10 protein-coding genes and 2 pseudogenes are annotated in these 13,516 nt (G+C 43.4%); 7 read left to right on the forward strand and 5 right to left on the reverse strand.

Annotated elements, in window-relative coordinates; translation table 11 throughout:
• The first annotated feature begins 35 nt into the window (after positions 1-35).
• The gene (locus tag MNY66_RS11615; protein ID WP_047255915.1) at positions 36-323 is read left to right on the forward strand and encodes a PTS sugar transporter subunit IIB; all 288 of its coding nucleotides are present in this window, start codon (positions 36-38) and stop codon (positions 321-323) included.
• Positions 324-331: 8 nt separating this feature from the next.
• Positions 332-1,588 carry a PTS ascorbate transporter subunit IIC gene (locus tag MNY66_RS11620; RefSeq protein ID WP_047255914.1) on the forward strand — a complete coding sequence of 419 codons (1,257 nt, stop codon included), beginning with the start codon at positions 332-334 and terminating at the stop codon, positions 1,586-1,588.
• 119 nt (positions 1,589-1,707) lie between these two features.
• Here MNY66_RS11620 and MNY66_RS11625 read toward each other — a convergent pair whose 3' ends face one another.
• Both MNY66_RS11625 and gss read right to left on the reverse strand, forming a co-directional pair.
• Positions 1,708-2,007: a putative quinol monooxygenase gene (locus MNY66_RS11625; RefSeq protein ID WP_047255913.1), complete on the reverse strand. Its 300-nt coding sequence runs from the start codon at positions 2,005-2,007 to the stop codon at positions 1,708-1,710.
• 189 nt (positions 2,008-2,196) lie between these two features.
• The gene (gene gss, locus MNY66_RS11630) at positions 2,197-4,083 is read right to left on the reverse strand and encodes a bifunctional glutathionylspermidine amidase/synthase (RefSeq protein WP_241500903.1); all 1,887 of its coding nucleotides are present in this window, start codon (positions 4,081-4,083) and stop codon (positions 2,197-2,199) included.
• Between the two features lie 570 nt (positions 4,084-4,653).
• Here gss and nirB point away from each other — a divergent pair.
• The 3 genes from nirB to cysG all read left to right on the forward strand — a co-directional run bounded on the left by nirB (position 4,654) and on the right by cysG (position 9,245).
• On the forward strand, positions 4,654-7,197 hold the full coding sequence (gene nirB, locus MNY66_RS11635) for a nitrite reductase large subunit NirB (protein WP_241500904.1): 2,544 nt from the start codon (positions 4,654-4,656) through the stop codon (positions 7,195-7,197).
• Positions 7,194-7,553 (forward strand): nitrite reductase small subunit NirD, encoded by a 360-nt coding sequence (nirD, locus tag MNY66_RS11640; RefSeq protein ID WP_241500905.1) that lies wholly within the window; start codon positions 7,194-7,196, stop codon positions 7,551-7,553. Before nirB ends, nirD begins: the two co-directional genes overlap by 4 nt.
• Positions 7,554-7,865: 312 nt before the next feature.
• The gene (cysG, locus tag MNY66_RS11645) at positions 7,866-9,245 is read left to right on the forward strand and encodes a siroheme synthase CysG (protein WP_053907822.1); all 1,380 of its coding nucleotides are present in this window, start codon (positions 7,866-7,868) and stop codon (positions 9,243-9,245) included.
• Between the two features lie 205 nt (positions 9,246-9,450).
• Here cysG and MNY66_RS18070 read toward each other — a convergent pair.
• The 3 genes and pseudogenes from MNY66_RS18070 to MNY66_RS11660 form a co-directional block, all read right to left on the reverse strand.
• Positions 9,451-9,540: pseudogene (locus MNY66_RS18070) on the reverse strand (transposase); the annotation flags it as partial.
• 88 nt (positions 9,541-9,628) lie between these two features.
• Positions 9,629-9,955 carry a type II toxin-antitoxin system RelE/ParE family toxin gene (locus MNY66_RS11655; RefSeq protein ID WP_047255908.1) on the reverse strand — a complete coding sequence of 109 codons (327 nt, stop codon included), beginning with the start codon at positions 9,953-9,955 and terminating at the stop codon, positions 9,629-9,631.
• The gene (locus MNY66_RS11660) at positions 9,930-10,160 is read right to left on the reverse strand and encodes a ParD-like family protein (protein WP_047255907.1); all 231 of its coding nucleotides are present in this window, start codon (positions 10,158-10,160) and stop codon (positions 9,930-9,932) included. The genes MNY66_RS11655 and MNY66_RS11660 overlap by 26 nt, the downstream gene beginning before the upstream one ends.
• Positions 10,161-10,781: 621 nt before the next feature.
• On the opposite strand from MNY66_RS11660, the pseudogene MNY66_RS11665 reads away from it, so the two are divergent.
• Together MNY66_RS11665 and MNY66_RS11670 are read left to right on the forward strand one after the other, a co-directional pair.
• Positions 10,782-11,060 (forward strand): annotated as a pseudogene (locus MNY66_RS11665) (transposase); the annotation flags it as partial.
• Positions 11,061-11,599: 539 nt separating this feature from the next.
• Entirely contained in the window at positions 11,600-13,462 is a 1,863-nt protein-coding gene (locus tag MNY66_RS11670) for a glycoside hydrolase family 3 protein (protein ID WP_241500906.1), read from the forward strand.
• The last annotated feature ends 54 nt before the right edge of the window (positions 13,463-13,516 follow it).

The following is a 13,516-nucleotide window of genomic DNA, read 5'->3' on the forward strand; positions in this document are numbered from 1 at the left end:
TTTTAACCTAATAAATGAAAGACAAGGATAATATTATGAAAATCACCGTCGTATGTGGAAATGGTTTAGGAACAAGTTTAATGATGGAAATGAGCATCAAAACCATTCTAAAAGATCTGGGCGTCACTGCCGAGGTTGATCATGTGGATTTAGGCTCAGCAAAAGGGACGCAGAGCGATATCTTTGTCGGCACTAACGATATTGCAGAGCAATTAGTGGCGCAAGCGGTCGGCGGTAAAATTGTAGCGCTTAACAATATGATTGATAAAGCTGCGATGAAAGAACGCCTTTCCGTCGCCTTAGTTGAGCTTGGCGCACTGTAGGAGGCAATATGGAATTCTTTCGTTTCCTGATGCAAGATGTGTTATCCGAACCGGCTATTTTAGTCGGTTTCATTGCCCTTATCGGCTTAATTGCCCAGAAAAAGCCGGTTACCGAGTGCATTAAAGGTACGGTCAAAACCATCATGGGTTTTGTGATTTTAGGCGCCGGCGCCGGGCTGGTAGTCAGTTCGCTGGGGGATTTCTCGGCTATCTTCCAGCATGCTTTTGGCATCCACGGTGTAGTCCCCAATAACGAAGCGATTGTTTCTATTGCTCAAAAAAGCTTCGGTAAAGAAATGGCGATGATCATGTTCTTTGCCATGGTGATCAATATTCTGATTGCCCGCTTGACGCCATGGAAATTCATTTTCTTAACCGGTCATCATACATTATTCATGTCAATGATGGTGGCGGTGATCTTAGCGACAGCCGGCGTTGAAGGCACTATGTTAGTGGTGATTGGCTCATTAGTTGTCGGCTTCTGCATGGTCTTCTTCCCAGCGATTGCCCACCCTTATATGAAAAAAGTCACCGGTTCAGACGATGTGGCTATCGGTCACTTCTCGACAATTTCTTACGTTTTAGCCGGCTTTATCGGAAGCAAATTTGGTAATAAAGCCCATTCAACCGAAGAAATGAATGTGCCTAAAAGCCTATTATTCCTACGTGATACCCCTGTGGCTATCTCGTTCACCATGGCGATTATCTTTGTGATCACCTGCCTATTCGCTGGCGGCGATTATGTGCGTGAAGTCAGCGGCGGAAAAAGCTGGTTCATGTTCTCTCTAATGCAATCCATCACCTTCGCGGCTGGGGTCTATATCATCCTGCAAGGTGTGCGCATGGTGATTGCTGAAATCGTTCCCGCATTTAAAGGTATCTCCGATAAACTGGTGCCGAACGCCAAACCGGCACTGGACTGCCCAGTGGTCTTCCCTTACGCCCCGAATGCAGTACTGGTTGGCTTCCTCAGCAGCTTTGCGGCAGGGGTTATCGGCATGTTCATTTTATATGCCTTAAACATGACTATTATCATTCCGGGCGTAGTTCCACACTTCTTTGTGGGTGCAGCGGCTGGGGTATTTGGTAATGCCACCGGTGGACGTCGCGGGGCGATTTTAGGCGCATTTGCTCAAGGCCTATTAATCACCTTCTTACCCGTGTTCTTATTACCGGTACTGGGTAACATCGGCATTGCCAATACCACATTTAGTGATGCGGACTTTGGTGCCATCGGGATTTTATTAGGAATTATTGTAAGATAACTAACTGAAAGCTGATTAGTGATAACTCATTAGCTGTTATGAATAATCAGGGGCACATAATGTGCCCCTGATTTATTTGATAGCGATTATCCGGCTATCATATAACGATTAAATCACTATTATGCGATTAATTGCATAGTTTTTACTTCAAGCTGCGCTTTACCGGCCAATACCCGGCCTAAATTCTGTAGCGCGGCCGCTTGACTATGCTGCTCCAGCATTTGCGGCGAACTCCACTTTTCAATCATGATAAATTGCAGTGGATGATCATTATTTCTATGCAGCGCATACATTTCGCAACCCGGCTCTTGCTTCACCGCTTGCACCGTAGTTTTTAACGTAGACTCAATCATTTCAAGGTCACTTTTATCATTGACCGTAATATAAGCCACTACGGTAACCGCATTGTGTGAACTCATTATGCTTTCCTTATGGTTAATATCGCTTGGTTAATATCGCTTAGTTAATATCGCTTGGTTAATATCGCTTGGTTAATATCGCTTGGTTAATATCGCTTAGTGAATACAACTTAATTAATAGCGCTGGCTGTTAATACACACTCATTAATACACACGGATAAATCTACCAATGACTACCGAATTAATCGATTAATCTGCACGGATAAAATCATCATCGTCTAAAATTCGTAATGGCTCAATATCGCTTTCTTTTTTGATCACTAACGACGGATCAGAGCGTAAACAGACGCCACCATAATGCCCACCGACGGTAAAAGTACAGACTTGCAGATAACGCTCCGCCACCTGCGGCAAACACCACAATTGCTGATAAATATTTTCTTGCTGGGCAAATTTACCATGGGTTTCATCCAGCATCTGCTCATCATGGTTAACCAAACCAATATTATTACCACAACGCCCGGCGATCGGTTTAATTGCATAGCCGGTTTGAGCTAATTCAGCATTGATTTCAAAATCGGTATCCAACAAATAACGATGGTGTGGGAACAGAGACCACAGTATCGGTAAAATGGCTTTATTGCTGGGGATCAAGGTCCATAGCGGTTCAAACACCGTGACTTCGGGACGCAGCAGCACATCAATTAAACGCACTTGATTCGCTTCATGCCCAGTACGGATAGGCGGCGCCGCATAATCAGCTTCGCTCTCTGCCCGCAGTTGATCTAACGCGGTTTCCCATGCCCAGGTTTTCCACACACAATTAACGACCCGGTTATCACCATCGACCAATTGACCCAAGGTGTTCCAATGCAACTCGTCTAATCCATGCAGAATTTTACTGTCGATCCCGGCACGAGTTAAGGTACGTTGCATAAACAATGCGTGATAATCCTCTTCACTATCAACATCCTGCATTAAATGCACAAAAGGTTTGGCATCGCTGTGTTTCCAGCTATCCGACAGCGCTGCTAATAAATGCTGGCCCGGATCTTCCCCATGTTTCACCCCGGCTTGTTTGGCCCATTTCGCCAAAATTACCGCCGTTTCAGTATGGCAAGATGCGGAATCTGCATTATATTCATACACTTTGAGCCCGCGCTCATCCATACAGAAATCCAGCCGTCCGGTGATCATTTGGTGACGTCGATTTTGCCAAGATAAACGTAAACGTGGCCATAAAATTTCTGGAATATTAAACAGTTTTAATAATTCATCATCTTTCAGCACTTTATCGGTAGCATGCAGATACATTAAATGCAGCTCATTGGTTGCTCTGATTAATTCCTGCTCTGCACTGTGAGAAAGACTAAAATACTGATAAGGGTCGGCGGTAATGATATGCCCATGATTCGCTTCAATATAGGCATGTTCGAGGGGATCTTGCGGATCTAACCAATCACGATCAAATTGCTCGTGCATAGCGACGCGCTCCGCATGAATGGCGAGAAGATCAGCCGAAATAATCGGTTGTGGCAAACTATAAGGGTTATTTTCCCCTGAGATCATCCAGCCTAAAATTTCAGTATCATCAAACGTATCGTGCAAATAATAATCGCCGTCTTCACTGCGAGACAGTGCCAGTTCTCGCGTCCATTGCTGCCCGACGGGTAAACGATGATGGATCACGTTTTGTTCGACTATCCGTACTTTATGCTCAAAGACCTCGGTAATAACCGCCACATGACCGGTGTGTTTAAATTCACCGCCTTGTTGCCAAATCAGCAAGGCCCCCGCAACCGGCGGCTGTTTACTGCCGTTAGCAAACGCCTGTAATGGCAAAATAGCGTCATTAATAACTTGGCGAAGAAAGCGTAACGAAAAAATTTCATACGCCATCCCCACATCGGTAAATACCACGCCATAATTGAGATATAAAAAACGACGAGCAAATTCAACGCACTGCCACTTATACCCCATGTATTCATTGCCTAGATAGCTACGAAATGAGGCATCATCCGGATACTGCTGCGGATCTACGGTGTCATAATCAGACGAATAGATGGCGACCCCTCCCGGGGCATACCCCAACAACGCACCAAAAGGTTGATGGGAATTTGTGTCTTGTGTACTCATAGTTTTAAAAAACCTCAATAGCGTTAAACCTTCATCGCGCCCAGCGTCAACCCGCCAGCAACCCCATATTATCCACCCACCTACGGTGGTATTTAGCCACTTTTAGTCATGTACAATCATCAGTCTACGCCCTTATGAAAGGAAAATTAATCGCCAACAACAATTTATTATTGCCATTAAGCGCTGGTCATTCGGCGGTTATCATCAAACTGTTGTCATCAAACTATTATCATCAAACTGTTGCCATCAAACTGTTGTCATCAAACTATTATTAGCCGCGAGACCCAGCTAGGCGGCTATTCTTTCTCTGCCACGCTTAATGCCATATTCCCCGCCGAACCCGATGCCAACTATCCTACTTCTGGATAAAAACCGAACAAAAAGAATCACATCCACCGCCACAGAATATCCGCGGATCACAAATTACCACTTTGTAGGTAATTGATAGCTAAAGAATAATCATTAAGTACTAATAGCTGAATTGATTAAGCTGCATTTGATATACATCAAAGAGAAAATATCCCAGCGCCGTATTTTTAACGTAAGAATGAATTAACGCTGAGGCATATGATGAGCAAAATAAAGCTAGCAATCATAGGTAATGGGATGGTTGGGCATCGCTTTATCGAAGATCTGATCGACAAAACACCAGACCAACCTTTTGATATTACTGTATTTTGTGAAGAGCCACGAGTCGCCTACGACCGTGTGCATCTTTCCTCTTATTTTTCTCATCATACCGCCGAAGAACTCTCGCTAGTGAAACCCGGCCTGTATGAAAAGCACGCTATCAATGTCTTGGTCGGCGAACGTGTGATCACCATCAATCGCCAAGAAAAAGTGCTACACACCAATACCGGCCGCACAGTGCATTACGATAAATTAATCATAGCGACCGGCTCTTATCCATGGGTTCCGCCGATCCAAGGCAACGATGGCCCAGATTGTTTTGTTTACCGCACTATCGAAGATTTAAATGCGATTGAAGCCTGTGCGCGGCGCAGTACCAAAGGCGCGGTGATCGGCGGAGGCTTGCTCGGCTTAGAGGCCGCTGGCGCATTAAAAAACTTGGGAATAGAAACCCATGTAATTGAATTCGCGCCCGTATTAATGGCGGAACAATTAGACCCACAAGGCGGCGAACAACTGCGACAAAAAATTGAACGCATGGGGGTTCGAGTACATACCGCTAAAAACACCTTAGAAATCAGCCAAACCGGGACTGCCGCCCGCAAAACACTATTTTTTGCCGATGGCTGCTCTTTAGAAGTTGATTTTGTTGTTTTTTCTACCGGTATCCGTCCAAACGATAAACTCGCGCGCCAATGCTCGCTGGCCGTGGCTGAACGCGGGGGGATCGTCATCAATGACCAGTGTCAAACCTCCGATCCCGATATTTATGCGATTGGTGAATGCGCCTCATGGCGCGGAAAAACTTACGGCTTAGTGGCGCCCGGCTATAAAATGGCCCAAGTCGCGGTTGACCACCTGCTCGAGCACCAAAATCAATTTTCAGGCGCCGATATGAGCGCTAAATTAAAATTACTCGGGGTAGATGTCGGCGGAATAGGCGATGCTCAAGGTCGCCAGCCTGGCAGCCGGAGCTATATTTATCTTGATGAAAATAAAGAAATTTATAAACGCCTGATCGTCAGTGAAGACAATAAATATTTGCTCGGTGCGGTATTAGTCGGCGATACCGAAGACTACGGCAATTTATTACAAATCGCCCTTAATCGCATTGAACTGCCTGAACATCCTGATTCGCTGATTTTACCCTCGCACGCGGGCAGTAAGCCAGCGATTGGCGTAGGCGCATTACCCGATAGCGCTCAAATTTGCTCCTGTTTTGATGTTACCAAAGGCGACATCATTCAAGCGGTACAAAATGGCTGCCATACTGTCGGGGCGATCAAAGCAGCGACCAAAGCCGGTACCGGTTGTGGCGGCTGTATCCCATTGATCACTCAAGTACTGAATGCCGAACTTGCCAGCCAAGGCATCGAAGTCAATCATCATTTATGCGAGCATTTTGCCTATTCTCGCCAAGAACTGTATCACCTGATCCGTGTAGAACACATCACTACCTTTGAGCAACTGTTAGAAAAATACGGACAAGGCTACGGCTGTGAAGTCTGCAAACCGACAATTGGCTCATTATTAGCTTCTTGCTGGAACGATTTTATTCTGCGCGACGAACTGGTTAGCTTGCAAGATACCAACGATAACTTCTTGGCTAATATGCAAAAAGACGGCACATATTCAATTATTCCGCGCTCTGCCGGCGGGGAAATCACGCCACAAGAATTAATCACTATCGGAGCTATCGCTGAAAAGTACCAGTTATATACCAAAATCACGGGTTCCCAGCGTATCGCCATGTTTGGGGCGCAAAAACAAGATTTACCGGCGATATGGCAACAATTAATCGATGCGGGTTTCGAAACCGGTCACGCTTATGCCAAAGCACTGCGCATGGCAAAAACCTGTGTTGGCAGCACATGGTGTCGTTTCGGCGTGGGCGACAGCACCGCGCTGGGCGTAGAGTTAGAACACCGTTACAAAGGGATCCGTACCCCGCATAAAATGAAGTTTGGGGTTTCCGGCTGTACCCGCGAATGTGCTGAGGCACAAGGGAAAGATGTCGGGATTATCGCCACCGATATGGGCTGGAACCTGTATGTTTGCGGTAACGGAGGCATGAAGCCCCGCCATGCCGATTTACTGGCGGCCTCACTGGATAAAGTCACACTTATCCAATATATCGACCGTTTCATGATGTTTTATCTGCGTACCGCCGATAAATTACAACGCACTTCGGTTTGGTTAGAGAGCTTAGAGGGCGGTATCGATTATCTCAAACAAGTGATCATCGACGACAAATTAGGATTAAATCAGCAACTTGAAAGCGAATTATCCCGCCTACGCGAGAAATTTGCCTGCGAATGGCAATTAGCGGTTAATGACACCGCCGGTCGCCCACGTTTTCAACATTTTATCAATAGCCCACTGCCGGATGCCAATGTGCAAAGGGTGCCAGAACGCACGCAATTTCGTCCTGCCCGCCCAGAAGAGCGGATCGCGGTTCAGTCAATTACGGAGAAAAACGCATGAGCTCATGGTTAGCGGTTTGTCATGTTGCTGACATTATTCCCGGCACCGGGGTTTGCGCCTTAGTCGGTGAAGCACAAGTGGCGCTATTTCGCCCGTATGCCGATCAGCAAATATTTGCTTTAAGCAATATCGACCCTTTTGCCCAAGCCAGTGTACTGTCTCGCGGTTTGATTGCTGAACATAATCAACAATTATGGATTGTTAGCCCATTGAAAAAACAGCATTTTCGCTTATCTGACGGCTATTGTTTAGAGGATGCTGAATATTCAATCGCTAGTTACTCCGTCAAGGTCGAGTCTGGAATAATCCATGTGGCGATTGCGGCTAATGATCGTAACTGCTCAGGTGATGAGTAATGAGTAATGAGTAATGAGTAATGGGTAATGGGTAATGGGTAATGGGTAATGGGCTATGGGCTATGGGCTATGGGCTATGGGCGGTAATTTGCGATTTATAAAATCGGTTCGATGGCTGTGATCCAAACTATGCTCCCAGCCATGCTCCCAGCTATGCTCCCAGCCATGATCCAAACTATGCTCGAAGCTATGCTCGAAGTTATATTCAAAACTATATTCAAAACCATGATCAAAACTATATTCAAAACTATATTCAAAGCCATGATCAAAAACTGTGCTCGATAAATCAGGCGTGATGTGAGGCGTATCTCTATGGATTATTTCCCAATTTTTTGCCAATTAGCTCAAAAACCTTGCCTTGTGGTCGGCGGGGGTGAAATCGCAGAACGCAAAGCGCGCTTATTAATCGATGCTGGCGCACAGCTCACCGTGGTGGCGTTGTCATTTACACCGCAGTTCTTAAGCTGGCAACAGGCGCAAAAAATCCGCTTAATCCAGCGCGCGTTTACCGACGAGTTAATCAACCATCAATGGCTAGTGATTGCCGCAACCAATAACGACGCCGTCAATCAACAGGTCTATCAAGCAGCAAATGCACGCCAAACCTTCTGCAATGTCGTCGATTCACCGCAGCAAGCCAGTTTTATTATGCCATCGATTATCGACCGTTCACCTATCATGGTAGCTATCTCCTCGGGGGGCAAAGCCCCGGTTTTGGCGCGCATCTTACGCGAAAAGCTTGAAGTCAGCCTACCGCAGCATTTGGGGCGCTTAGCTGAATTAGCCGGTTCGTTACGCGATACCGTCAAAGCACGATTTAGCCGAATGAGCCAACGGCGTCAATTTTGGGAACGTTTTTTTACTCATCCCAACTTAGCGCAATCAGTGGCGGACCAACATCAGCCCCATATTCAAGCCAGTCTAAATCAGCTCTTTGACGCGCAACCGTCAACCACCACGCCTCAAGGCAGCGTAGTATTGGTCGGCGCAGGCCCGGGCGATCCCGGCTTGCTAACATTAAAAGGCTTACAACATATCCAACAAGCCGATGTGGTTATTTATGACCGACTGGTTTCTGAGCCTGTGATGCAATTAGTACGCCGAGATGCAGAGCGTATTTTTGTCGGCAAACGTGCCGGCGACCACTGTGTGCCCCAAACGCAAATCAATCAATTACTGTTACAGCACGCACAGCAAGGAAAGCGCGTCGTGCGCCTAAAAGGGGGCGATCCCTTTATTTTTGGCCGCGGAGCGGAAGAACTAGCATTGCTGGTGCAACATCAAATTAATTTTTCAGTGGTGCCCGGTATTACTGCGGCCTCAGGGTGTTCGACTTATGCCGGGATCCCCTTGACTCACCGCGACCACGCGCAAAGCGTGCGCTTTATTACCGGCCACGGCAAAGATATTACTCTGCCTGAATGGCGCTGCTTGGCGGTTAAAAATCAAACTTTAGTTTTTTATATGGGATTAACCAAAGCGCCGCTGATTGAAGCCTCGCTATTAGCCCAAAACATGGCGCCGACGACCCCGGTGGCGATTATTGAAAATGGCACCTTGCCCAACCAAAAAGTAGTCACCGGTGAGCTACAACATCTGGCGCACTTAGCCCAGCAATGCCATAGCCCTGCGCTAATTATTGTCGGCGAAGTCGTTAATTATCGGGCATCATTGCACTGGTTTTCATCTTAAATCAAAACCCTATAAATAATTCGGTGTATTTGCTTTTCATTAAAGATGACCGTTTAGGCGGTCATCAAATTCAATAATAAACCGGCTGATTGCCTGTTTCTAATATTGACTGGGCATGCGCCATTTTTTAGCGACCGATGCGATAACATTGGTTGTATCAGTGGCTTTGCAAATATCATCGGGATAGGCAAAACAGCATTTATGAATAAACGCTGTTTATCGCATCGGGAAAGCCTTTTAGACCATCGATGCAAACAATGAGAAGTTCGTGGACTCCGTGATTTTTAAGCTCAGTGCAGGCAGGACTGTTTTATTAAAGCAGATCATTTGTTTCGGCTCGACGGTAAGGGTCAACTAAAATTGGAGATTATTTTAGTTGCCCCTTACAATCTAATCATCTTCAAATCGGCTTTTCGTTGTCTCTTTTGTGCTTCATAGAAGTTATCATGAGAACCTATATGAAGAAGATACAACTCAAGTTTATCTGAACCCCATGAATAACCTAACAAAACTATTAACTCATTTAGTCTAAACTTGTGTACTCTCATGTGAGCTAAATCACCTTTCTTTAACTCACCGATTAATGGGTTTTCGATAATCCGATCAATTTCATTTTCAACTACTTTTACATTAAAACTAGACAGCTTTTTCATTGCCTTTTCAAATCTAGCTGATTGATAAACGTCAATCTCGTTTTGTGGTTCGGACATATCGAGTAACCTTATTGTTCCCGACCTCTGCTTGCGCTAATAAAAGTTCTTCGATAAAGCTGTATGGCAGATCAGGGTTATCCTCGGCTATACGCCCAATTTTAGCCCAATGTTCAATTTGTTTAGGAACAGATCTGCTTTTTGCCTCCGCATGAACCTTAGCGTTAGACACGAAGTCTTCATCTAATCTTACGGAAATTGCCATATATTTTTGTCCTCTAGCCGATCAGCTCAATCAATCTTTAATATGTAATATGTAATATGTAATAGGTGGTAGATAATCTACGCGACAATTGATTACATTACGCAACAATACATTACACTTTACCTATTGTAAAGACTTTTACTTTCACACCTGTATCTTCAAAGAGCTTGAAGCAGAAGGAAGCATCAATAACGGCTGAGTTAACCTTTTGCTAAACAGACTGGCTGCGGAGCTTGGCATAACAGACGAAGATCTTGGGATGTTTTGACTTAAAGTACCTTCTTTAGTTTAATCAATAAGATAATCTAAAAAAAGCACTTACACAAAAATCTGGACAGTCTCGAATAAAGCCCTATTGAGATAGATTCTTAGTTAATATGTTTTATATGGTGGAATGACTTTTTCGCCATTTTCAAGTGTAAGTAGCGAGTTAGTATCCGTAATATGGAAACGCTGAAGATGGCTCTCAATGAACTTTTGACCTTGGTTAGTCAATCTATCAGTACTGTTCTATAATCAAAAAAGAAAACATTTAAGATTGGGAAATATATCGCCAGTGTAATATGAGCATAAATTACAAAAAACTGCCTAAAACAATCTCCAATTTTAGTTGCCCCTTACTGGTACACGCATTGGGAAAACTTGAATACATTCTTCGCGTATCCTGATGATATTCGCAAAGCGATTTACACAACTAATGCTATCGAATCGCTAAATAGTGTTATTCGTCATGCCATTAAGAAACGTAAGGTGTTCCCGACTGATGATTCTGTTCATCAAGTCACTTACTTGGCGATTGAATCAGCCTCTAAAAAATGGCGCATGCCCAGTCAAAACTGGAAACAGGCAATGAGCCGTTTTATTATTGAGTTCGGTGAGCGCCTAGATGAACACATTTAATGAAAGGCAAATACACAATGTAAATGACAGTCGCGGTTTAACCGATACCTGACAGATATATACCACTAAATATCCGCTTAAATAGAATTAACGATTAATTAAGTTATTCGGATAATAATATTTTAAGCTGATTGACTATTAGGCTTTTCACTCTATTTATGCGTTACTTTTAATTATTATTATCTATTATCTATTCTCTATTCTCTATTCTCTATTCTCTATTCTCTATTCTCTATTCTTGAGAATAACTATTAGATCATATTTTAACTAATCTAATAATATTTATTATGATTATTTATTCAGACTATTTATTCTAATTATTCATTAACACAGATTAAATATTCCTGTAAATATTATTTGGTTAAACATCAGCTTATCTATTTAATGGCTAAATTTTTAGGCTAAATATTCCTGTCATAGGATTAATTAGAATCGTTTTAATGCGATTTTCATCACATATAATATAGGCGCTATTACTTATTATCCTGTGAAAATTAAGTGCTCACGGCAACCTTATAGGTTCAAAGGAAATCACCCCCATGAAAAAAACATTATGCGCTCTGATGATTTTTAGCAGCTTGAGTCACGCAGATATTATCCCTAACGCACAATTAGCCCACTATTGGCAGCAACCAGAAAGTTCGGCAAAACAACTGGTTGAACAAATGACCTTGGAAGAAAAATTAGGTCAAATATTGATGCTGGATTTTCGTTATTGGCAAGCCGCTGACCAACCAAACAAAACCCCTCTGACTGAATTTAATCCTGAGATTGCGGCGATTATTCATCAATATCATTTAGGCTCGGTGATTTTATTTCGTGAAAATTTAATTAATACTCCGCAAACCGTGAAATTAATTAATGCCTTTCAACAAGCTCGAAGCAACTTGCCATTATTTATTAGTACCGACCAAGAAGGCGGCTATGTAACCCGTTTACGTGAAGGCACTGAAATGCCAGGGAATATGGCACTGGGCGCGACACGCTCCACGGAATTGGCTGAATTAACCGGTCGCATTCACGGCAAAGAATTATCAAACTTAGGCTTTAACTTTAATTTTGGCCCGGTGGTTGATGTAAATAATAACCAAAATAATCCAGTAATTGGCGTGCGTTCTTATTCAGATCGCCCAGAGTTGGTGCAGCAATTAGCCAATAGCTATATTCAGGGGATCCACCAATATCAGGTAATGAGCGCGGTAAAACATTTTCCCGGTCATGGCAATGTCTCTTCAGATACCCATTTTGCGCTCCCGACCATTAATATTGATCAAGCCACTTGGCGTAATATTGAATTAAAACCGTTTATAAATACCATGAAGGCGACCGATGCGATTATGACGGCGCATGTAGTGGTTCCCGCCTTAGACCAGCAAAAAATCACCTCACTCACCGGTGAAGAAATAGGGGTTCCCGCCACCTTATCCAAACCTATTTTGACCGATATTCTGCGTGACGAACTACACTATGATGGGTTGATTATTACTGACGCTATGGATATGGGCGCGATTAGTAAGAACTTTTCTAGCCATTGGGCGATTGAACAAGCGATATTAGCCGGCAATGATATTATTTTAATGCCATTAGAAATATCCAACCCCCAAAGCACGGCTAAATTAGATGATTTATATGCCTATTTAAAACATCAAGCCGCCAATAACAGGGAGTTAAATCAGCGAATTAATCAATCTGCTGAACGAATTGTACAAAAAAAATTAGCTTATCGAATTTCTGCTGAGGCTAAAGATGTTCAAATTGCCAGCCATATTGTGGCCTCTAAAGAGAATAAAGATCTGGAAAATACCGTATCCGATCACGCGATAACATTAATTGAAAATCAGCACATTTTACCCTACACCTTAGCTAAAAATAATAACTTCGTTATTTTTTCTGACGAACAACCAAGAAATGAACTGATTAAACAGCAATTAAATAACATCGCCGCCGATCATCAGGTGACAATTAATAGCCGCGATCAGGTGGTTAAAATGATGAATGACGACCTCACTGGATCACAAATAGAGCAGGCCATTGAAGGGCAAGATTTTATTATCTTAGTCACCTATAATCTGACTGAACAGCCTAACAATGCCCAGAAAATCATTGATGTCGCTAATCAGAAAGCCATCCCGTTGGTGGTTATTTCGAGCCGAAATCCTTACGATATTGCGTACTTAAAAAATGTGAAAGCCAATATTGCGATTTATGGTATTACCGGTTTTGATGTCACGAATAATGTCAGAAATAGCCTAGAAACGAATATTAACCGAGGATTAAACAGCTTATTTTCTACACCTGTCTCTGGAGTGATTAATTCCCCGCGCGGGAAATTACCTGTCGATATAAAAACGCCGGATAATCAACAAATACTTTATCCGTTTGGTCATGGACTGTCTTATTAATTATCAATTACTAATTATTAAGTGCTAATTATTAATGCGAATAATCAATTCTAT

It is taken from the genome of Moellerella wisconsensis, from assembly GCF_022592395.1.
Lineage (GTDB): Bacteria > Pseudomonadota > Gammaproteobacteria > Enterobacterales > Enterobacteriaceae > Moellerella > Moellerella wisconsensis.

Coding starts and splice junctions, on each gene's coding strand:
- MNY66_RS11625 (WP_047255913.1), bottom strand. CDS start 2,007: ATGAGTTCACACAATGCGGTTACCGTAGTGGCTTATATTACGGTCAAT.
- MNY66_RS11660 (WP_047255907.1), bottom strand. CDS start 10,160: ATGGCAATTTCCGTAAGATTAGATGAAGACTTCGTGTCTAACGCTAAG.
- MNY66_RS11670 (WP_241500906.1), top strand. CDS start 11,600: ATGAAAAAAACATTATGCGCTCTGATGATTTTTAGCAGCTTGAGTCAC.
- MNY66_RS11620 (WP_047255914.1), top strand. CDS start 332: ATGGAATTCTTTCGTTTCCTGATGCAAGATGTGTTATCCGAACCGGCT.
- cysG (WP_053907822.1), top strand. CDS start 7,866: ATGGATTATTTCCCAATTTTTTGCCAATTAGCTCAAAAACCTTGCCTT.
- nirD (WP_241500905.1), top strand. CDS start 7,194: ATGAGCTCATGGTTAGCGGTTTGTCATGTTGCTGACATTATTCCCGGC.
- MNY66_RS11615 (WP_047255915.1), top strand. CDS start 36: ATGAAAATCACCGTCGTATGTGGAAATGGTTTAGGAACAAGTTTAATG.
- nirB (WP_241500904.1), top strand. CDS start 4,654: ATGAGCAAAATAAAGCTAGCAATCATAGGTAATGGGATGGTTGGGCAT.
- MNY66_RS11655 (WP_047255908.1), bottom strand. CDS start 9,955: ATGTCCGAACCACAAAACGAGATTGACGTTTATCAATCAGCTAGATTT.
- gss (WP_241500903.1), bottom strand. CDS start 4,083: ATGAGTACACAAGACACAAATTCCCATCAACCTTTTGGTGCGTTGTTG.